General features: G+C 59.2%; 17 protein-coding genes. 8 read left to right on the top strand and 9 right to left on the bottom strand.

What is annotated here, in order from left to right:
• On the bottom strand, positions 1 to 644 hold a 644-nt coding region (locus tag C450_RS11550), incomplete at its 3' end, for a DUF7388 family protein (protein ID WP_241430392.1).
• Positions 645 to 970: 326 nt separating this feature from the next.
• On the opposite strand from C450_RS11550, the gene C450_RS23215 reads away from it, so the two are divergent.
• The 3 genes from C450_RS23215 (at position 971) to C450_RS23510 (ending at position 2,530) form a co-directional block, all read left to right on the top strand.
• On the top strand, positions 971 to 1,099 hold the full coding sequence (locus C450_RS23215) for a hypothetical protein (RefSeq protein ID WP_275039279.1): 129 nt from the start codon (positions 971 to 973) through the stop codon (positions 1,097 to 1,099).
• Positions 1,100 to 1,277: 178 nt separating this feature from the next.
• On the top strand, positions 1,278 to 2,222 hold the full coding sequence (locus tag C450_RS21655; RefSeq protein ID WP_005043602.1) for an RNA-guided endonuclease InsQ/TnpB family protein: 945 nt from the start codon (positions 1,278 to 1,280) through the stop codon (positions 2,220 to 2,222).
• Positions 2,219 to 2,530, top strand: a complete 312-nt coding sequence (locus tag C450_RS23510) for a zinc ribbon domain-containing protein (RefSeq protein ID WP_005043600.1) — start codon at positions 2,219 to 2,221, stop codon at positions 2,528 to 2,530. The genes C450_RS21655 and C450_RS23510 overlap by 4 nt, the downstream gene beginning before the upstream one ends.
• 74 nt (positions 2,531 to 2,604) lie before the next feature.
• Here C450_RS23510 and C450_RS11540 read toward each other — a convergent pair whose 3' ends face one another.
• The 5 genes from C450_RS11540 to C450_RS21645 form a co-directional block, all read right to left on the bottom strand.
• Positions 2,605 to 3,768 (bottom strand): hypothetical protein, encoded by a 1,164-nt coding sequence (locus C450_RS11540; RefSeq protein WP_005043598.1) that lies wholly within the window; start codon positions 3,766 to 3,768, stop codon positions 2,605 to 2,607.
• A gap of 482 nt (positions 3,769 to 4,250) precedes the next feature.
• Complete coding sequence (locus C450_RS11535) at positions 4,251 to 5,528, bottom strand: phage NrS-1 polymerase family protein (RefSeq protein ID WP_005043597.1); 1,278 nt, start codon at positions 5,526 to 5,528, stop codon at positions 4,251 to 4,253.
• Between the two features lie 196 nt (positions 5,529 to 5,724).
• Positions 5,725 to 9,267 (bottom strand): VirB4 family type IV secretion system protein, encoded by a 3,543-nt coding sequence (locus C450_RS11530; protein WP_005043596.1) that lies wholly within the window; start codon positions 9,265 to 9,267, stop codon positions 5,725 to 5,727.
• Positions 9,268 to 9,327: 60 nt separating this feature from the next.
• Complete coding sequence (locus tag C450_RS21650) at positions 9,328 to 10,611, bottom strand: hypothetical protein (RefSeq protein ID WP_152424487.1); 1,284 nt, start codon at positions 10,609 to 10,611, stop codon at positions 9,328 to 9,330.
• A gap of 938 nt (positions 10,612 to 11,549) precedes the next feature.
• A complete protein-coding gene (locus C450_RS21645; protein ID WP_152424486.1) occupies positions 11,550 to 11,987 on the bottom strand; it encodes a hypothetical protein in 438 nt (145 codons plus the stop codon).
• A gap of 276 nt (positions 11,988 to 12,263) precedes the next feature.
• Between C450_RS21645 and C450_RS11515 the strand changes: the two genes are divergently transcribed.
• Together C450_RS11515 and C450_RS21640 are read left to right on the top strand one after the other, a co-directional pair.
• Positions 12,264 to 13,436, top strand: coding sequence for an IS701 family transposase (locus tag C450_RS11515; RefSeq protein WP_005043593.1), 1,173 nt, complete (start codon positions 12,264 to 12,266; stop codon positions 13,434 to 13,436).
• Between the two features lie 774 nt (positions 13,437 to 14,210).
• The gene (locus C450_RS21640) at positions 14,211 to 14,513 is read left to right on the top strand and encodes an ArsR family transcriptional regulator (protein WP_152424485.1); all 303 of its coding nucleotides are present in this window, start codon (positions 14,211 to 14,213) and stop codon (positions 14,511 to 14,513) included.
• A gap of 335 nt (positions 14,514 to 14,848) precedes the next feature.
• Here C450_RS21640 and C450_RS11510 read toward each other — a convergent pair whose 3' ends face one another.
• Both C450_RS11510 and C450_RS11505 read right to left on the bottom strand, forming a co-directional pair.
• Positions 14,849 to 16,717: a hypothetical protein gene (locus C450_RS11510; RefSeq protein ID WP_152424484.1), complete on the bottom strand. Its 1,869-nt coding sequence runs from the start codon at positions 16,715 to 16,717 to the stop codon at positions 14,849 to 14,851.
• A gap of 49 nt (positions 16,718 to 16,766) precedes the next feature.
• Positions 16,767 to 17,990 (bottom strand): DUF7282 domain-containing protein, encoded by a 1,224-nt coding sequence (locus tag C450_RS11505; protein ID WP_005043591.1) that lies wholly within the window; start codon positions 17,988 to 17,990, stop codon positions 16,767 to 16,769.
• Between the two features lie 357 nt (positions 17,991 to 18,347).
• On the opposite strand from C450_RS11505, the gene C450_RS11500 reads away from it, so the two are divergent.
• Positions 18,348 to 18,869 (top strand): DUF7342 family protein, encoded by a 522-nt coding sequence (locus tag C450_RS11500; protein ID WP_005043590.1) that lies wholly within the window; start codon positions 18,348 to 18,350, stop codon positions 18,867 to 18,869.
• Positions 18,870 to 19,043: 174 nt separating this feature from the next.
• Positions 19,044 to 19,331, top strand: coding sequence for a hypothetical protein (locus C450_RS22955; RefSeq protein WP_005043589.1), 288 nt, complete (start codon positions 19,044 to 19,046; stop codon positions 19,329 to 19,331).
• Between the two features lie 28 nt (positions 19,332 to 19,359).
• On the opposite strand, the gene C450_RS11490 is transcribed toward C450_RS22955, so the two are convergent.
• Positions 19,360 to 20,340, bottom strand: a complete 981-nt coding sequence (locus tag C450_RS11490) for a hypothetical protein (protein ID WP_005043588.1) — start codon at positions 20,338 to 20,340, stop codon at positions 19,360 to 19,362.
• Positions 20,341 to 20,939: 599 nt separating this feature from the next.
• Between C450_RS11490 and tnpA the strand changes: the two genes are divergently transcribed.
• Complete coding sequence (tnpA, locus tag C450_RS11485) at positions 20,940 to 21,311, top strand: IS200/IS605 family transposase (RefSeq protein WP_049910142.1); 372 nt, start codon at positions 20,940 to 20,942, stop codon at positions 21,309 to 21,311.
• The last annotated feature ends 52 nt before the right edge of the window (positions 21,312 to 21,363 follow it).

Genomic DNA, 21,363 nt, shown 5'->3' with positions numbered 1-21,363 from the left:
GTCGCTACACCATCGGTTGCAGTTGTGCGGGGTGGGTTTTCGGGATGAGCGTCTTCAAGCGCCGCAGCAACTGATCCACGACGAGCGACGTACTCGCCCAGTGTGTTGAGGAGTATTTGCTCATCGTCCGTAGCGACGACCGGTGCATAGACGGCTATCGATCCCTCGAGTCCCGCTGCACGGAGCGCACGTACCTCGCGAGCGGTCGTTGGTGCGAGGAGTTCGAACTGTGTACCACCCGCCGCTAGCGCGAGCCGTTCGACACCCTCCGTCCCGACCCATGCCGTCGGCGCGTCCTCGCGAGCCGCCCCGAGGCGTGGTCCAATGGCACGCCGCCGTTCGTCATCGGTGAGGTATGCGGGGTTCCCGGCGACGATTACCCGGTCGACGCTCTGGGGGAGTTGTTCGGTGATCCGGTTGTCTCCGAATGGGTCGAACCCGTCGGCACGGATCGGTGTAGTGACGCGTACCGTGGTTTCTCCGGCGAATCTTTCGAGAAGGGTTGAATCGGGAACGTGCTCACGGCCTTCGTAATCCACTACCACGGTTTCTACCTTCCCAACGCTCACTTGGTTGAGATCGATCTCCGTGGGTTTGAGTGCGATGCCATCGAAGTCCCTGCTGACGAATTCTTCTATAGACATCATCTGTGACCTCCATCAGAGATGCCTGAGAAGACGCGATGATCTGTGTTACTCTCGCGGAACACGATCCATCGTCTGTGCGACCATACGCACGATATTGAGTGGCGGTCGAAAAACTCCGTCGATCCGCGACGAGCGAGCGTTTTGTGACTGATATCATGGTCAGATATCCCATATCAACACTCACCATCTCACGGCGAGCGCACCTGAACCAAGATGGGCGATATCACGGTTTGCGACGACCGACTCGCCAAACAGATGCCGAAAAATCACCGCCGATCGTCTCGTCGCGATTGGTCCTGCACACGAGCCGACGAGCAGTTCTGATGGCGGATTCGAGCGGGGAGGCCGCACACTCCACACAGGGGACACTCCACGAACGGTGTGAGGGGAAGGCTCTCCAACTCTTGGAGAGCCGCCCGCAGATGCTCACACACCACCGGCGACTCACCTGAACGGTAGCGCGGAGGCCCCTTCCTCAAGGAGCGCGACCGAAGGGAGCGCAAGTAGGGAGGGGAGGAGCGCCCTGCTACCCGCTTCCGGATACCAATGAACTGGTTGTTTCGGCGCGTCTGACGTCCGACCCCCCAACCGAGAACGTGATAAAGAACCTCCTCGTATGTGAATACGCTGATGGAGGTGAAGCGAACCATCCCCGTCAAACTCGACGTGCCCGACGAGCGGCGCGATGACCTCCATACCACCATCGAACAGTTCAACGACGCCGCCAACTACACCATCCAGAACGGACGCAACGACGACGGCTACCTGACTCTGAACAAGTCGAAGATACACGACCGCGTGTACTACGACCTTCGGGACCGAACGGACCTGCCGTCGAACTTGTGCGTCCGGGCGTACTCAAAGGCCGTCGAAGCCATGAAATCGACGGTCGCCGACTGGAAGAAGGGAAACAGCCGACCGTTGCCCCACCTTTCGGAACCGTCCGCCGTGTACGACAAACGGACGCTGACCATCCGCGACCGAAGCGCCACGCTCTCAACTGTGAACGGGCGCGTCGAAGTCGAGTACGTTCTCGGCGACTACCAGCGGTCGTACCTGGACGACGACGAGTACGAACGTCGGATGGGGACGTTGCACTACCGCGAGGATGAGGATGCGTTCTCCCTCCACATCGTCGTGCTGAAGGAGGTCAAACAGCGCGGGGGCGACCGCGTTCTCGGCGTCGATTTGAACCTGAAGAACGTCGCCGTAACCAGTACGGGGACGTTCTACGACGGTGGCCGACTGTTGTGGGGCCAGAACCACCACTTCCGGGTTCGCCGAAGCCTCCAAGACAAAGGCACTCGCTCCGCCAAGCAGACACTTAGGCAAGTGTCGGGGCGAGAAACCCGCTTCGTCTTGGACCGTCTGCACACCATTTCTCGGCGACTCGTGGAGGAAGCCCGCGACTACAACTGTGCGTTCATCGCCGTCGAACGACTCACGAACATCCGCGAACGAATGGACAACGGGAACGACCGCATCAAGCGACAGATGCACAACTGGGCGTTCCGCGAGTTACGAGACATGCTCGCGTACAAGGCCGCCGAGTACGGATTCGCGTCGAAGACGTGAATCCGGCGTTTACGAGTCAGACGTGTTCCCGGTGCGGCCACCAGTCGAGCACGAACCGCGATCGTTCGACCGGGTGGTTCTCGTGCAACGAGTGCGGGGCCGAGTACGACGGCGACTACAACGCCGCGAAGAACATCGGTATGCGGCTGATAACTGTACCGGAGGGCAAACGCCCCTCCGGGTTGGGCGACGGTCAACTCGCCCTGAAGTCCGGGGCGCTGAACGGGAATGGGGACTACACACCCTCCGACGACGTGTCGGCAGACCGGGAGTCCACGGACAAGCCCCGTCCTCAGACGCGAGCGTAAGCGACCGTCAGGGCGGGGTAGTTGACTTCGGGTGAGTGCCTGGACGAGATGCATCCGGAGACGGTCACGTGCGGTCATTCCTCGACCACGTCCTGAAACCGCTCACGAAGGGTGGCTTCGCGCGATTCGAACTGCTCGATATCGGCCTGTACATTCCGGTGGACACGCTCGATCCGGGCGAGTCCCTGTTCGCCATTGAGTGTGGCCTGATCGCCCGTCTCGGAAGCGTCGAGTGCGTCTTGGTATGCCTCTTTGACCCGTTCGATCGTCGCTTCGGGATTGAATAGAACATCGTTTGCGAGCCGGGCGTATTCATCGAGTGCGGTGCCTTCCTTCCCGGTGAAGAAATGCGTTAATGCGTAGGTCGCCCCCGAGTGCAGCGTCCACATGTCGATCTCGAAGAGATCCTCGGCGCTGGCTTCGGCATCCACCGCTGCACGTTCGGCGAGATACGCCGGGAAGCCAAGCAGCGTGTAGAACATCTCGACATCGAACGGCACACTCGTAAAGTCGATGCTGATTCGATTGGCGTCACGGATAAACGCGAAGAGGTCGTCAGCGACCAGTTCGAGGCTGGTCAGAATCCGTTCCCACCACGCCTCGAAGTCCTTCACCTCACCGACGTGCTTGATCACCTCTTTCTCGGTGAGCTGGCGCATCGTGTTCGTACACACGCCGTCCTGGGCGAAGCCTTCAACGTAGACCGCGTGGCCGCCGAAGAAGTCATACCCGGACGTGACGCCCATTGTGATCGGCTCACCTCGCCCTGGTAGTCGGACTTCGAGACCGTCAAACAGCACGTCCATGTGGACCTCGCCGCCCGCACGGTACTGACGGATCTCGCCGAACATCACCTCACCGAGTGGCTGCCCATCAACCGCCTCGTTCTGGAGTACGCTTTCGAGCGGCCCATAGACATCGACCGGATTGAGGATCGTATAGCTGTCTGAGGGGACGTGAAACAGCGGATTCACGTCATTCGCGTCCTGTGCCTGATCGCGCAGCCGTGAGGGCTCGACCACCGCGTTGAAGCGGTCGGTCTCGACCCACTCGTTGGTGTAGGGGTTCTGGTACGCCACCTCGGTATCGACCGCACGCGGGAGATCGCGGACTGCCTCGGCGAACGAGACTACGGCGCTACTGTCGTCGACCCTCCTGTTCGCGTACCAGTTGGGGAGTTGTGTGTCTGTACGACCATCGAGGCCGGCGAAGACCGTCCGGCTGTCGGGTGTTTTCATTGGTAGTCACCTCTTTGATTCGATTCGTCACCGACCGACCAATCTTCGAACGCCCGCACCCCTCGTGGGCAGGAGAAAAACGGCTGCAGCGGTTGCGGAGGTGGTGGTCAGGCTCCTCAGATATTCCATGAAATCTCGCCGATCGCGATTCCATCCTTATCGACCAACACCGGCATTTCATCGTAGGAGAAATCCACGAAAACGTAGATATCTCTAGACACGGAGTTGGCGCTCATTCGTACTCGGCTAATCGTTTAAGACGAGCCCACAGTGGCTGCAAGCGGTGTCGCTTCCACGCGTGACAACGTGACCGACGCAGTCGGGGCAACCGGTCTGTTCAGCCGTGTGTGCAGCTGGAATCGTTTCGTCGAAACTCCGTTCGTAGGGTTGGTGGATTGGCATTGGTCGAAACCCCGCAACCACTCTCAGGGGGAGAAAAAGGGTGGCAGCGGTTGATTCGAACATCCCGATATTGTGCCGTCTCAACGCTGATCGAAACCAATGACTTGCCGTATCTGTTGCCAGACTGATGATGGAGGTGATGACTGAGGTGTCGAGTCCTCCCCGGTGTCGGTGCGCTCTTGAATCTGCGTTTCGCCTCTGCTGTCGGTCGAAGGCGCTTGCTGTAGGGATTCGTTGTGCGCTTCCAGCGTCTCGATGACGTCGTTCTTCTGTTCGATGGTGGTTTCGAGAGCGGCGATACGCGCTTCCAGGAGACGGTTACGCTCCGTAAGGTACGAAGGGGACCTCGTCGGTCGTTTGTATTCGGTGTTGGTCTCAGAGTGGTTGCTATCCTGATGTTCGCTGTTCACTACCCTGGACTCCTCGGACCCGCCCGGCGTGTACACGTCAGACGTCTTGGCAACTGCTCGTTCAGCCGTCTTCTCTCCGTACGTACTCCCGTCGGCGTAGTGGACCTCGTCCCATTTCTCACGCATCAACCCGGATCGTCTGAAAAGACGGTCCACGCGTGCTTGATCGCCCCCAGTCCAGAACGCGAGGTGGAAACACAACGCCATGTCCGCCTCGGAGTGACTATCGTAATCCCCAGTATTGCCCTCCCAGAGCCGCGCGAACCGGTCACCGTTCTTCGCCGCCGTCGCCTTTGCGATGAGCGTCTCGTCATCGAGGTCGACCGCGGTCTCTGGGGCTGATGCGGCTGGATCCGGTGAGGATCGCTCGTCGCTCGTCTCACTCCCTGTTTCTCCTAGGTACTCCCGCTGGATGGCACCGAGCGCTTCGGACCGCTCAACTACTTCGGTGGGCGTGCCGTCGACGTGCTCGCCGGTAACGGTGAAAAAGCGCGCCGTGTCGTACATCTCGACGTCACCTTTCCGCCGCCGCTGTGTCGCGAGGTCGCCGCGGACGAGGACATGATAGCCCGTCCCGGAAGGACTCACCTCGGTGTAAGAATCGAGTCGATTGATCACCTCGACCGCCCACTCGTCGCCGACCTCCGTCTCGGGATCGCGACACCCGTCGAGATCAACCCCTACGAAGGGGTCGTGGGCGGCGAAAACGTATCCGATGCCGTCGGCGTCCGTGGCCGTTCGATCGGCGTATTCGATCGCCGTCTCGAAGTCCGTCCACGTGGTCGGATCGGTCGTTGAGGCTAACTCCCCCACAAGGGGGTCGATCGGAAGCTTCGTCGGTTTCCCCTCACGTTCGGCTTCCCGCCAACAGATCCACTGCTCGCGTTCGGCGAGTCGCGTTGGTACGTGTTCTGTGTGTATGTCTCCGTCCCAGTCTGTAGTCGTCATGGGTTGCGCACCTCACAGCTCGTTAGAGGGACTGGTGTCCCGCTCTCGTTCCTGTGCTCGGACGCTGCTATGTCCGTCGTGCTGTTCGTCGTACTCGACCGGCCGGACGCCGGCTTGCTCTCTGAACTGATCCTCATGGCTCGCCAGCTTTGTGCCATTAAAAACGACTGAAGGAGACGCCATCACGACCATCTCGTCAACACCACCGCCAGTCACACCGGGCGTCCTGCGCCCGGAGGTATGCCTCGAGATCCTCGCCGTGAGTACTGGGGTCGTACTGAATGAGCGCGAACTCGCGCGGGTTGAGGTCGTTCGACATCTCGACTTTGATCGGGAAACACCCCTCCTTGTCGACTCGGAGCAACGCCTGCGCATAGCCGATCTCCTTATCCCCGGGTTCGGCATCGCGGATGTACTGCATCTCCGCTTGTGAGAGTCCAAGCTCGGCCGCCCACTCGGGGTTCATCTCCTTGAGGTAGTGGAACACTTGGACGGACATATTGTTGATAATCACCTCCGCGTTCTCGGTAAGCTCGACCTCTCCATCGTCGCTTTTGGCGAAGAACTCGCTGACGGTCTGGGTGCTGAACATGATCGAGAGGTCATAATGACGGCTGTGACGAACGGCCTGTTTCAGGAACTCGAGGTCGGCGGCCTGACGAAGCATATAGTGGCTCTCATCGATCGGCATCAGCGTCGGGTGATCGCTGGCCTTGGCGTGTTCGTAGATCTGGTTCACGAGTAGCTGCATCATCAGTCCCTTCTCACCGGCACTCGCCTCCTGGCGCTGGAGGTCGAGATAGAGGAGATCGTTCTGCTCGAAGTCGAGTTCAGTCGGCCGCGTCAGGTGCTCATACTTGCCGTTATCACGGAACGGTTCGACGTCGTTATTGAGAATCGAGACGACCCGATCCTCGCGGTCCTCGGTGAGCTTCCGGTTGTCGATGCGAACGTGTGAGCCGGCGTCCTCGAGCATCTCCTCCATAATGGCGAGGACGTCGGTGAGCGTCGGGCTTTCGTTAGGATGGGTCTCCGGTCGTGGGGTGATGCCCGCACGGGCGTATGCCTCCTTGGTGGCACGCTGCCAGACACCGCGTTTGTGCCCGAGGTCCAGCCCCTCGAGTTCGTAGTAGGTTTCGACGAACGTCAGCGCCCGCTGGACGGCGTCCTTGAACGGCGTCGTCCGCCCGACCACATCGAGTTTCTCGGGTGGTGTCGGTTCGATGTGGAGCGGGTTGATCGCGGTCTCGCCACCGATGATGATCCGTTCGCCGTCGAACACCTCACACAGGCCCGCGAACTCTTCGAGCGGGTCGATGAGCGCGACGTTCAACTCCGGGTATCGGAGCTTCATCCGCAGGACGAGCTGTTTGAGCGTGGTGGTCTTGCCACTGCCGATCGTACCGAAGATCCCGACATTGTAACCGGTGCCGCGATTGAAGAGGTCGACGACGGTGGGTTCGTGACGATCCTCGTGGGTGCCGATAGTGACGCCACTCGGTTCGGAGAGGTTGTGCGTCGCCCACGGGAACAGCGCGGCAACGCCGTTGCCGAGCATCTTCACCGTCCGGTCCAGTTGGTCTTCGGCGACCGGCGCAGTGGACTGGAAGCCGGCGGTCTGGTTGTGATCGACTCGGATCGCACGCGCGTTCGCGGGAGCCTCCTTGAGCCGGGTTTTGATCGCGGTGACGGCCTCCTCGAGACCCTCTTCGGTGGGTGCGCGAACGGACACGTAGGTGGCTGCATCGAAGAGGCCGTGATCGGTGTCGTTCAGCGATTCGCTGATGTCGCGAGCGGCCTCGAATTTGCGGCGAATGCGCCCGGTCCGGAACGACTCGCGGCGCTCGGCGTCGTTCTTCTTGGCCTTGAGTGATTGCTCGGCGTTTTCCATCTTCGATTTCGCGAGGTTCTTGTCCATCCCCTCGATGTGAGTCGCAACGGAGACGTTGACGCCTGGTTTGCCGTAACTCAGCACCTCCCGTAGCATGCCGTCGGCAGGTGCTTCGGGCCATTTCTCGATAACGAGGGTCGCAGAACACATGGCACCACCATCGAGGTCGATGTAACCCGGGTTCGATCGGTTGCACTCCGCGGGGGCGAGCAGCGAGCGGTAGTGATTCGGCAACTCGTCGGGCTGGGTGACGAGGTCGACGCTCGCCGGTGGAAACGAGCCACGACCGGCGTTCGTTGGTGGAGATATGGTGCCGCTCCCGTCCGCAGCAGTGGGTGGCTGTGGGTGTGACCGTGGCCGATCGTCGGTCGCCTCCGTACTGGGGTGATCGCCGTCCGGATCCAGATACGCATACGAAAGCTCGTACTCGGGATCGGCGTTCCCACTCGGAACGGGTGCAGAGCGGACGAGCGCACTGAAATCGCTGTAGGCGTAGACGTTCGCGGCCTGGTAGTAATCCGCGATGACGCGGCTGTACTCGGTAGCCGGGAGCGCGCGCGTACTGATACCTTCGAGCCGCCCGAGCTTGCGTTCGAGGTGTGCGACCCGCTGTTCGAGGATGTCGATCATCGTGCGGGTGTGGTCGTCGGTGTCTCGGTGTTTCCTCACCCGCCGCCGTTGCACCCAATCGCCGAGCCACGGCACCGAGACGAGCCCGCCACGGTCGGTGGAGATGCTGGCGGCAGCCTCCTCGGGCGTGACCGCAACGACGACGTAGTGCTCGCGAACGAGAGTGGTTTCCTGAAAGAGATCGACGACGCCCCTGCGTTCTTCGGCGATGTCCGCGAGCGTACGAACCCCGATGGTGCTGGTGTCGCTGGGCCGAAATCCCTTACCGTCGGGTACCGGGATACGCCCACCGCTGGCGACGCCGGTCTCGCCTTGCGGCCGATCAGTATTCTCGTGGTGAGGACAGCTATCCGCCCAGTTCTGACACGGCGAGTCGTCGGTGGTTGGCGCTCGACACCGTTCGCGCGATGCAGCTGTAGAGGAAGCTTCGACCGTCCCATCGTGACTCCCCGTCGTCGTGGTTGGATCGGTGTCGATATCGATATCGATGTCGACGTCGGCGTGACCGACGCTGTCGGTACTCGACAGGAGACCCGCTCGCGCGCGATTGATCGCTTGCTTGTGGAGTTGGTTCGCTCGAGTTTCGTAGGCAGCCGCACGACTCTGGTAGTCGACCGACCGCATGAGGTCACACAGCTGGAGTTCGTAGTCCGCGGCCGAGGTGAGAACCCCGGCGAGCTGGCGTACCTGCGTTGCCCAGAGTCCATCGTCGGCGGTAGACATGTTCGACGGGGTGATTTTGATGGCTCCAATCATCGAACCGTCACGCTTCTCTATCGCATGGGTGCGATGGTAGGGACGCTCAAGCGGAATGAGATCCTGTGCACGCTGGTGAGTGGAATGACCACCAAGTGAGACTGATCGAACGAGGCGGGCAAACACCGACTGTTCGGTTGGTTGCTCGATGCCACTACCGTCGGGATCGGTATCGTGAAGCATGATCTGTTGTTGAGTGCGATGCCGGAACCGTCGTCTGACCCACTCGATCGCAGTCAGGTGTGAGGGGGTTGCCCCGACGGCGACGATGGTACCGAGGGCAAGGCCGACAGTCACGACGAGGCCCACCATCTCGAAGGTGGGCGGAACCACCAACACCGTAGCGTAGAGGCCGATGGCGGTTGGGGCGAACAGCTTCAGGATATCGAAGTGGCTGTACCCGGCGATCTCGGGCTGGAGTGTGAAATCGGAGAGGATACGTTTTCCCCCACTGGAACTCATCGCACATGCCTCCCAGCGCGGAAACCCAGGAGTGACCTCGTGGGAGGAACCCACAGTGCTTCATCGGCTTTCACCCTCCTGTCCGCCGTCTCTGTCGTCTTCCGCAAGTTCGGTGGTGTCGGTGTCTCCTTGGGGGGTGTCGTCGACTCCGTCGCCATAGCGGCGTTTGAGAGCCGCCCAGCGTTCGTCCGAGAGAGTACTCGGGCCGTCATGGGTGCGAGTGAAGCTGATGTCGCTCTCGGTGCGATCGGTCGCAGCGGTAGACGGGCTGGAATCAGTCGCGGCGTCAGACGTGTTGGAACTTGATGCATCGGTTTCTCCGGGTGTCGCGTTCGTTCGGTCCGGTGGTTCGTCCGTCCCGCTGTGGAGTCGACGTCGCTGTTCGAGCGTGCTTGCCTCCTCGCTCGCTGCGCCGTCGCGTGTCTGTTCACGCTTTCGCTCGGCGGTCGTGACTGCATCATCGTCACCAGTCGGTGGTTCGCTGCTGCTCGGAACGTAGGTGGGTTCCGGGAGTGCGGATGGGGTTTCTGTCCCACTCGCTCCGGTGTTCGTCGGTGTGCTTGCATCCGCTGGTGACATCTGATCTCTTCCTTGGTGCGACCTGGTCGTCCCATCCATCGCAGCGGATGTTGGACGCTGCCCGAGTCGATCACCGGCTGTGACGGCGTCGTTCCCGTCATTGCGCTGTGGAACGTCGATGACGTCCCGAGCAGTAACTCGCTGTGGCGAATCAGTCGTGCCAGCCCCAGCGGCGACCGTGTGCGGTTGATGGGGGCCAGGTGCCTGAGTGCCGGCGATTACAACAGCGATCCGCTCGCTGGGCGTCGGCCCAGAATACGGTTCGATGCCCGGAGACGGACCGGAAGCAGCGTCACCACCTGAACCGGAGTCACCACCGGATCCGCCGCCAGAGGAGGAGTCGCTGTCGTAGTCATCGGTGGAGTAATCGTCTTCGTCCTCACGGAGACTGAGACTCGCAGCAGCCCCCGTTGCACCAGCCGCAATAGCAGTGATCGATGGTGGAGCCCGAAGCAGCGAGATACTGATGACTAATGGTATAACGAGCCCTACAGCGAGCATCGCCAGGGAGAGAACGAAGTTCGCCAGCCCGGAGGTCGAAAACCCCCATTGGAGTTCATACCCTAATCGCATCATGAACGCAACGGGCCACGTCATGACGAGCAGACCGACGAACTGCCAAGCGAGGGTCGAGCCCAGCTGGCGAAGTCGGGGATGAGGTCCGACGAGCGCAAGGACCAGTATCAGCGGCATCGCGAACATCCCGACGATGATCAGTCCCCAGCGAAGCCCGTACACAAGGGCGAGTAGGAGTACTTCGCCCATGCTGAAGAGTAGCTTCGCAAGAGCCAGCAGGATAACCGAACTACCTGATTTCAGGATACTGCCCAGCGAGTTGGTAAGCTCGACCGGACTCGGCGCAATGCTGACTGCAACGGCATCGGACATTTTGAGCAAGAACGTGCCGACTGGCCACCAGAGCGTCAGTATTAGTGTAGCAAGGACGATAGCACTCACGACTTTGTACTTCGCATAGCTGTGAAGCAACCCTTGCCACGGGAAGATTCCGAGGAGTGCTACTGTACACACCATTAGAAAGACGAATGCATACAGGAACGAGTAATCGAGATACACTTCGTTGTATCCAGTTCGCCAGACTCCTTGAGCGAGGCTCGCGTTCGCTGAACTGTTCGTCGGTTGGCCAGTGATTCCTCGCCATCCCTCGTTCTCCGGAGTAGGGGTTCCTACCACGAACTCCATCGCCACACCGAGCAGTGGCCGAATCGTCTCGTTAGCCCGATCTTTCGTCCAGTTGGCAACGTCAGACGCAACCTCCCCACCAGAGGGAACGAGATTTCCGGAACCTCCACCTAACTCATAGATACCCTCACCGGCTGCCCTGGTGTTATCCAATGCACAGCTGATCGGCGCACCGGCGCAGGTACCGATCCCATCGATGAACTCACTGAAAGACCCCTGTTCGGAGCTAATCCGCTCGTTCAGGACATCTTTTTGTGCTTCAGAAAGATCTGCTTCGGTCGTGTTTCCGAGACCGCTTCGGATCTGTTCATTGCTCAGATTCCGAAGTTCTGCTGGCGAGTATGTAGAGAGGTCGGTACTCTCGTTTGTAGCCGTTCCGTTCGTAGTGTTCGGACCCACTTCCTGCCCGACGGCTGCCGGCGCGACACTCGATAACAGGAGCGCCATTGTGACGAGCACGACACCGAGTCGCTGGACAGGCGTGGACATACTCTATGGTCCTTTCAGCCACCGACGAATGGGATACAGCCAGCAGTTGGGTCAAGTGGGCTGAACCCAAATATCCAGCTGAAAAACGGAATGGCGAGTGCGAGCAGGATGATGCTCTGAAGCGATCGACTGGACATCCCATTCATCGTAGCGACCATCCGCCCGGACATCGCCAAGGGGCGACCGGCCGCGGAAAGTATGAGCGCCCCCAGCACAGCGGCGATGGCGATGATAACAATCGCACTCAACACCCCTTCGATGAGACTCCCCATCGATGTCGAGCAGAATCCACCAGCATCCTGTGCGAGTGCCGGCTGAACGAATGTTGTTCCGCTGACCACTAGCGAGAATACTGCGATGCGAAATCTAGATGAACCGCCAGCAGACCCCGCTCTGCAAGTAATTCGTTTGTTCAATCTTGTTTTCATTTTTGGAATGCTGTGGCTGTCCATTGCTGAGTCTCCTTGACCGCTCAGTGGTACTCCCCACCGACAGGGAAAGCCATAGTCCCTGTGAGCGGACACCACACACTCTCATGGGGTTCGTATTAATTCTGCTTACAACACCCCCGCGGTGATCTGTCGATGTGTGAATTGAACAACACTAATGAGATGTTGGAAACTTATCAAATAGGCCGAAGTATTAGTTGGAACACAGACCAGTCTCAATAGCTAACTTGACCTCGCACGTTTATAAGCGGCCACTGCGAATCGGTCGCGTAGCGACCGATGATGCCGATTACGGAGTTTCTGTCCTGCACGGATCTCATCGATGACTTCGAGTGCTTCTCGTATCAGCAGAAACACCACGCGAAAACCTACGTGACGGGCCTTATTGCCTCCGGCAATAAGACCGTCGAGGGCATCTCGAAACGCGTTCTCCAATCGAAGAGCGAACGCGCTCTCAACAAGTTCCTCAATCAGTACGACTGGGACGAAGACCGTCTCAACCGAGAGCGGTTGACCGCGCTCCAGCAGCGCAACGAAACGCGGTGGTCACAGGACGGAGTCGTCATTATCGACGACTCCGTCACTCATCGAACTGGCGACCAACTCCCGAACGCTGGCTGGTTCTACGACCACGCCGAAAACGACACTGTGTGGGGCCAGAACCTCGTGTTCAGCCAGTACGCTGACGAAAAAACCACCTACCCGCTCGGCTTCCGTCTCTACGAGAAGGAAGCCGAGACGAAGATTGACCACGCCAAAGCCCTCATCGATGAAGCTCACGAGGTAGGTGTTCCAGCGGACACCTACCTCTTCGATTCGTGGTACTGCTCACAGGAACTCGTCGAACACGTTGAATCGTACGACAGGGACTGGATTTCCGTGCTCAAGAGCAACCGTCGCGTCGAGTACGGCGGCGAGATGATCCGCGTCGATGCGCTTGCCGAGCGCATCGACACGACCGAGCGGGAGGTCGACGGCGAAACCTACAACATCTGGACGAAGAAGCTGAACGTCTCGAAGCTCGGCGAGAAGAAGGTGCTGATCTCGGAGAAGGTGACCGATGATGAAGACGAAAAGAACCCGGTGAAGTACCTCGTGACGAACAAGATCGATGCACCGACGACGCAGCTAATCCGCACGTACTCGATGCGCTGGCGCATCGAGACGTTTTTCAGGGACAGCAAGCAGGACCTGGGCTTCGAGGACTGCGAGGTCGAGCGTGACGCAGGTGCCAATCGGCATTGGCACCTGCTCATGTTGGCCTACAGTTGTCTTCGGCTGGGTGTTGCCGATAGCGCTCTGGGAACCGTGCTCTCACAAACGACGTCGCTGTGCAACGATCTCAAACACTCGCTGAAGGAAGCGGTGCAGAATCTGTTGTCGTGGACGCTGAACAACGCTGATCAAGGAGTAGACGGCCTCATGGACGAACTCGATGGAGTCTTTATATAGGTGCGAGGTCCAGTAGCTAAGATACACCGCTATCTGGAGAAATCGACTGATCAGGCTCAATTTCATCTTTCCGATTACATTTAATAAGATGCTGGGGTCGACGAGTTCGACAATATACCTCCCCACAATCAGGACACGTTTCTAAGAGAGTAGAAGGACGTTCATTATTGTACCCCTCCGTAGTGGTGGCAACTTTGTAGCACGATTTACAGTACGTGGTATTCTGCTTTTCTGCATCGGTGCGGAGGATGCGAATATATTTAGCATTATTACGGCCAGCATCGCAAACAGGCTGCGGGTTACCTCTTTCATCTTCTCCTCCATACAGATGCATTGAGACTTCATTATGACCAATGCTAAGCGAAACAAGTACTATTGGTAGCATGGCCTGTTCAGGATGAGCGTCACTTATTTCATCCATATCTTCAATCCTCGGACTTTTCGGAACTATTTCTGGGCGATTGGCTGTAATCGTGCCCTGAATGTGCTTGGGAAAATGAAATAGTACTCAGTCTTTGCCACCCCATTACGCAAAAAACAGAACGGAGTATATTAGATTTTCGTACATTCATAGTGTTCTCCGATTTTAATCGCTACTGGTTCCCTTTCAGCATCCTTCTCCTGCCTGACCGTTATTCTAGTCATGCAAATAGTGCTACAATGTGGTCGCACTTAAAACTAGAGAATCATATAGTACTATTTGAGCACATTAGATAATTCTCCACATCAAATTTACTAAGTACTTTTATTAGGATAGCAGAAGAGCTCCATAGAATGCGTCCACTGATTGCTTGGATGACTCCTACAGATAATACCATCTTGGATTTTTTATCAGGACACGAACGTGATGGATTCTGTGCACCACCTAAGGTGGTTGCAGTTAATACTGAATTCTCAGCAAGCCATGTTCGAAAACGTGTGTTGAAACTCAATAAGGCTGATTTGCTAGAAAATCTCAGCAGTCCCCAGGGATACTACCAACTTACGAACCTCGGACACCGCTATCTTGCTGGTGAGCTCACTATTCAAGAGGGTGAAAAATTAGATCGATTTGATAGCAGTGACTCTCGCAGTTAGTACGGGGAAGGTTTATCGCTCTGTATGAGAGAATTGTTCACTAGTACCATATGGCACCCCAGTCTTTGGGTATTCGTGCACGCTTTAGCTATCGGATAGAGACGGTTGTGGGAATCGCACTTACACTCCTTGGTATTGGATTTCTGGCCGACGAAAAAATTCTCCCAGGACTTCTCTGGATATATACCGGTTTGTTTCTTGTTCCTCGGGCTCGTCCGCTACTAAGCTTCAACGTTTTCCCACACCGCAATGCAGGATTTTTCGCAAGCATGATCTTCTTTATACTTTTTGCTATAGCAGTCGGGTTAAGTATCTGAAATTGTTCGTTATAGCGACTACGATCGTATGACGTGCGACGCAAATATTACTATCCCTATTGCTAATAGTATTGTAAGCGTTCCAGACCCTACAAACCCAAGTACGCCCAAGATGAGCGCGACAATTACAGCGACGATGGTTGCCGCGCCCGTTCGTTGATTGGGGATCGAGGAGCCGAGCGAGACGTTTCCAGAGCGGGCTGAGAGGTTCAGTTCCGAGAGGCTTCCCGGTGCACCCACAGGTCCTGTCGGCACTTGGCTTTCCGCACAGTTCGGCCCGTAGCCGACGTTTTGTGTCCGAGCGCCCTGGATCTCGTTCGGACCAGCCCCAGGTATCCTGATACAGCTATCACCGACCATCGAGTTCGGTCGTCCCCGGATATCGATCGCCGCCGAATCCAGTCGATCACCGATGATCTCGGTGTTCCGGACTTGGATATCACGCGGTCCGGGCGGTGCGGGGTAGTATCCGCTCCCGTTGGGACGGTTAACCACGATCGCCGGGGTGTCGGTGATGTTCCGATATCGTAGGCGACAGTTGTCGATGACACCCCTTCCGACGGTGCCTTGGATCCGAATGAGTCCGTTGAGTCCGCCACACCCAAAGTCGTCGAGGCGGCGCACGTTGTAGGCTTGAATATCGAGATTCGTGAGCGTGGCCGCCTGTTGTGTTCCCTTGCTTTCGGAACGAACGCCGTTGATACCCTGGATCTCGCCCGGTCTGTACGGCCCAGGCATCTCCTCGACCGGGTATTCCTCTTGGTTGAAGTAGATCGAGCAACCGTCGGCAGCGGAATCCTCGCCCGCGATGCGGATCGAGGCGTTATTGTTGTTGATGAAGCGGCCGCCGATCACCTGTATCGAACTTTCCGTCCTGCTGGCGTAGATTCCGTTCTCCCATCCATGGAGTTCGGGATTGATGAGCTGGATCGTCGTCTCGGGAGAAGCGCCTTGGCCGACCCAGATCCCAGGGGCTCCGTTTTCGCTGGCGACGAATCCCGGTGGTGGCGCACATCGACTCGACCACGAGTGTGCACCGGCGTTGTTGCCACCGAGCGCCCGATAGTCCTCGATGCGGATGTAGCTCTCTCCACGCCCACTGAGACGGAGTTGGATCTGTGGCTTTCCCGGATGGTTTTGCAGCGATCGCTGGGAGACGACGCCGACCCGTGAAACCCGAAGCCATTCGATCGTGCCGTTCTCAGCACGCAGTAAGACCGAGGCGACCGCGCCCGGTGCGCTCTGATCGATCGTGATCCCCTCGACACGGATACGCGAGCCGATGAACTGCAACGTTGCGTGCACTCCCGCATCGAGCACGAACCGTGCGTCGGGGCCGACGATCCCGAACGCACCATTCACGAAGAGGTTGGTCCGCCCGCCTGTGATGCGATAGGACCCAGCGGGAAATCGCAGGAGGGTGTCGTCGAGGCGGCCGCTCCCCGCCGCCTCAGCGAGCGCCGTATCGACCGGTGTTCCGTCATCGAGTCCGAGATACCCGACCGCGTCGACGTCACGTGCTGGTTCAAACGGCCCTTGCTGTTGGAGGGTTCGGCGCTCCTGGATGGCGATCTCACGATAGGCCCTGCGGCTCGGAAAGCCCGCCCGCTCGAAGTTGCCGACGCGGTCGGCAAGCGCGGGGTTGGGGAGGTCGGCAGGGATCGGCACGTTTGACATGGTCGGTTCCATCCCACTGGCAGTCCCGCCGAGGGTGTGACCGCCGATCCCAACAACACTGCTCGTCTTGAGGAACGTTCGACGGGTCGTCTCCCCTAATAGCCCGTCCCACCCTCGCTCGTCGTTCGTCGGCACAGTCCCTTGGATATCGTCACCTTGGGGCTCGGCGGCAGCAGTGGCGTCGGTTCGGGTGGAATCCGCTCGACTCACGGCTCCGCCCTCCAAGCGCGGAACCACAGGGGGACGGTCGACGATCGCATTACGTATCGATCCTCGCGAGGAGACCGAGCATGACGAAAAGCAGGCCAACAGCGCCGAGGTAGAGTGGATTCGGTAGCATGGCGAACGGGCCATTCCCCCCAGCGTCTGCGGATCCGGTGGTGGATCCACCCTCAGCTCGTCGCCCGGAATCGGTCGTGGATCCGCTGGTTGTGTACGGTTCGCGCCTTTCGACTGTGTCTGTGGTCAGGGCCTCCGAGTGGGGCGTCACGGGGAGTGTCCCCGCGGTGGTCGGTCGCTGATCGTCCAGACCGACAATCGCCTGTGCGATGGCCAGCGAGCCGTTTTCGGTGACGTACCCCGGATCCTCTCGTCCCCCAGTGGTGACGAATTCGAACGTTCCGTTTCGGCCGGTGTCGTAACGACCAACAGCGACGAGCGTCTGTCGATTCCGTACTGTGTGGTCTGTGTGGTTCGTCTCCCTCTCTCCAGTCGTCGTCCGTTCTCCTCTAGCCGTCGCCTGTTCGCCCCCAGCCGTTCGGTCGGCCGTGTCTGCAAAGAGGTGAACTGTGACGTTTCGATGTGTGCCCGGCTCGAGTCGCTTCGAGACGCCGATCGTGCTCTCGATGCTCTCGTTTCTCGGCGGGAGGTACGCAGCGGTGTGGACGCTCACGTAGCCACCACGCGGAAGCGTGACCGCTGCAACGGTGAGTGTCGCGTTGTCGGCCGACTGGTCGGCAAACCGGATGGCAACACGCTCGTCAGCCGAGCGAACGTCGGGAGCGGCGCGTGAACCCGTGATGGTCGCGAAGGCGGTGTCCTCGACAGGGTGTGCAAGCCCGCCATAGGGCTGATCGATAGCCCTCTTGGCGTCGGCACGATAGTACTCCAGGCGGTGGTTATCGTTGGTATCCCGGTGAACCGTCGCCCCGACTCGATCGCTCACGGTGAGTCGCCGACGATCATCGAGGCTTCCCGGCACCCGCGTCGAAAGGCGAACGGTGACGTTCTCGTGGGTTCCGGGTCCCAAGTACTCAGAAACGGCGATCGCGTCGCTAACGCCGTATCCTTTCAGATAACTGCTGCCGTGGACGACCACGAAGCCGCCTTCGGGGACCGTGACGGATCGAACCACGAGCGTCGATCCGTTCGTTGTCTGCTGGTCGAGCGTGATCGAAGCGTTCGTCGCGTTCTCCGCTCCCGCGGCAGTGACTGGACCGATCAGGACGCCCATCACGAGTCCGATCCCGATGAAAGTGACCACGAGAAGGGTTGTTCGTCGCCGGTGGGCCGCACGAACTATCTGAGGCCTCGAGTCACCTCCGAGTGGATCCGCCTCCCGTATGAGGCCACCAGCGAGCATACGGGAACCGCTCGTGAGTGTGTACTAATGATTTTCTACAACACCCCCCTACCCCCCACCCCGCTACACCAAAATCCAGGTGTTGATCCCTTCGATACGTCCGATGCCGATCCCAGTCCAACAGCGAGATCGCAATCGAAGGGCAACCGGCAGGTTTCCCAACGCAGGCCACACCGTCGAGATCGAGTTTGACCCCGCCCGAAGATAGACTATTCTACCTTGGAATAGATTTATTGATGCTGAGTGTCAAGGCCTGGTATGGCAGAAAACGCACCCGGTATCGAAGCGTGGAAAGAACACACGAGCGCGTTCGATCGGGTTCGGTCAGTCGCGGAGGCGGTCACACAGCCCCGATCAGCATCGTCTATCGCAGACGAGGCCCTCGTTGCAGAGAACACGGCTCGCAGTCATCTCGAACGACTCGTTGAGATGAACGTCCTCCTGAAGACCGACCGCGAAGGGACGGCGCTGTACACGCCCGATCCGCTCTACGTCCGGATACGGACGCTCCGTGACCTCCTTGAGGAGTACGACCACGATGGCCTCATCGGGCTCAAAGCGGATCTCCAGAAACGAATCGAGACGTGGCGCGAGGAATACCACGTCGACGCTCCGGAAACGCTCCGTGAACGTGCTGCGGGGGCCGAACAGGTCGAACAAACCAGCGAGATTCGCACGATTGCAAGTGAGTGGGAACTCACCAGGTATCGCCTCACGATCGTCGAGGATGCCATCGAAAACTACGGGACATATAGTCGTGACGACAGGGCAACAGCGTAGCCCATGCATGGTGGCGATCGATCGTACGATTCGGCAGCAGCCTCCCACAGGGCACTCCGTGGAATCCGACGCGAGCTCGAACGGCATCCAGCGGTTTCGACGGCCCAGGGGTTCCCACCCGACGTACACAACCGAGTCGTCGCAGAGGTGACAGTTGAGCGACTTGGGAGGAGTGTGGACGACGCTATACTGACGGTGCGCTGGTTCGCCGGCGAGACGCCAGAGACTCACCCCGAGTTTTCGTTCCATTATCATGATGGGACAGGGACCGACTTCGGATGGCATCACGAACCCAATCCGCACGTCGAGGGGTGGGGACATTTCCAAGAGAGGAACGACTCCCAAACGGAGTACGCTTATGAATCATATACGTTCTCCTCGATGAATCCAACGCGAGTCGTTTGGGAGGTAATGTCGCTCCTTGCATCCAAAATGCAAGCTGAGGAGATGGGGACTATATGAAACTGACAAAAAAGAGAAAGCAGATCGGTCAGAGCGAGGACGAGGGGCGTTTGAGTGATCTCCTGTCTTGGACGACGTTTCCCTCGTCGTCGTAGACCGGCCCCCACCGTGGTCGCCTGGGGGCTGGTCCATCACCGGGTTCGAGGACCGTAATCCGGGTTTGTTTGTAGACGGTCCCGTACTTCGCCTTTCGTTCGGCCGCCAACGTCGTCTCACCACCGAACCGACCCGGTGAGGCATCATGGATACGAACGCGATCGCCCTCGTGAAGCACCGTCCCGACCTCCGCACTCCGCCAGATTGTGAGTTTGACCGATCCTGAACTGTCTTCGATGATTCCGACCTGCTGTTGGGCGGGTGACGCTGGTTCGAACAGCCGCACGACCTCTGCTTCGACCGTCACTGACCACTGCTCGGGCCGCACCCGTGCGAGTGGCTTGACCACGCCTCGTGACTCCACCAGGGCTTCCCTGGTGTGGAGTGCGGCATCGATGACGCTTTCTCGATCGTTGACCACGCGCTCTGCGATCTGTCGGGCGATGGCTCGGTGTTGGCCCGCGAACGTCAGCCCGTCTTCGATGTAAGCCGCCCGTTGGTGCACCGCTGCGAGTTCGTCCTTGGACAGTCGCTCGCGTGGATCCTCGTCGTACCCCACCCTGAGTCGCTCCCTACGACCGCCGACGCGCTCCGCGACGGCCTCTCTGGATCGCCGCTCGCGTCCCGCCTGTGGTCCGACCGCCGCTTGTTCGCTGATCCGTTCGAGCTCGCGTTCCCGCCCCTCGATGCGTTCCTCCTGGATGAGGGTCAGATGCTCGTTCGTTTCCTCGCACACGCCCCGTGCATCGGGGTGGTTCGTATCGACCGTGCCCTGGATCTCCTGTTCGACACTCGCCCGTCGTTCGGGTCGCTCATCGACTTCGAGAGCCGATTCGTCTTCGAAACCGTCTTTCTGTTCGTTTGTTCGTTCATCGACTATCCGTTCGTGGCTGGTGGCGTAGGTAGTGTTCATTGGTGTCTCCTTTGAGAGTACTACCACAGAAGGCGCACACAACGGCGTCTTCGTCGCCCTTCGAATCACATCTCGTCGCACCGACCGCTGTCATCGGCTGCGCGGTCCCGCGAGCGCCTTCACCTCTGTGAAGGGGCGCGAGCGGAGCGCGCCCTCAGGACCCCCACGATCCAGCCCGCGCGCCGACCCGCCCGGAGCGAGCGGCCAGCACACAAGCCGGTTTCGTGTCCGTCGACCGGCACAGCGACCCAGGGGAGCGAGCACGGGCGACGCAACCGAAAGCGCGCTTGGTGCTGGCGGCAAACCAGATGCCCGGAACGCCGAGTGTGGCGACCGACGACGGAGTCGGAGGGAGCTCACGAGGCGCAAGCCCGGAATGGTCGGTGCCGAGCGCTGCGGAGGGTGGCACGCGGCGAGCGGGCGAGCCACGAACGCGCACTACGTTAATCACAGGCGCAGAGCCTCGCGCTTCAGGGCGGGGGTACGCGCCGTAAACTGTGTCGTGGAAGGCCATAACCACCGGGAACGACCGTTTCGCCTGGAAGGAGTGCCACCGTGTACGAAACGCTTACTACCATTCCGTGCCACAGTCTACATGGATGGTAAAGAGCACCCGTCACGCGACTTACGAACTCTATTACCATATAGTGTTCATCCCGAAGTACCGGGAGTCGCGTCTGACGGGAGAGACGCCACAGCGTCTCGACTCCATCTTCGCCGAGATTTGCGACGAGAAAGGCATCGAACTCATCGAGTCCGAGGTTCGCCCCGACCACGTTCACCTGTTCGTCGGCAGCCCGCCGAAGAACGCGCCGTCACTGTTGGTGAACTGGCTCAAAGGAATCTCGGCGCGCTGGTACAACCAGCGCTTCGAGGGCCGAATCAAGTGGACTCGTTCGTACTATGTCGGCAGCTCCGGCAGCGTTCTGAAAGCGACCATCGAGCAGTACATCGAGGAACAGGGGTCCTAGATGCAACGGACCAACACCTTCGATGTGGTTCCACAAACCGACGCCGACGAAG

Source organism: Halococcus salifodinae DSM 8989 (genome assembly GCF_000336935.1).
GTDB lineage: Archaea > Halobacteriota > Halobacteria > Halobacteriales > Halococcaceae > Halococcus > Halococcus salifodinae.
The sequence above is the reverse complement of the archived record's forward strand: the minus strand, read 5'-3'. Positions and strand labels throughout refer to the sequence as shown.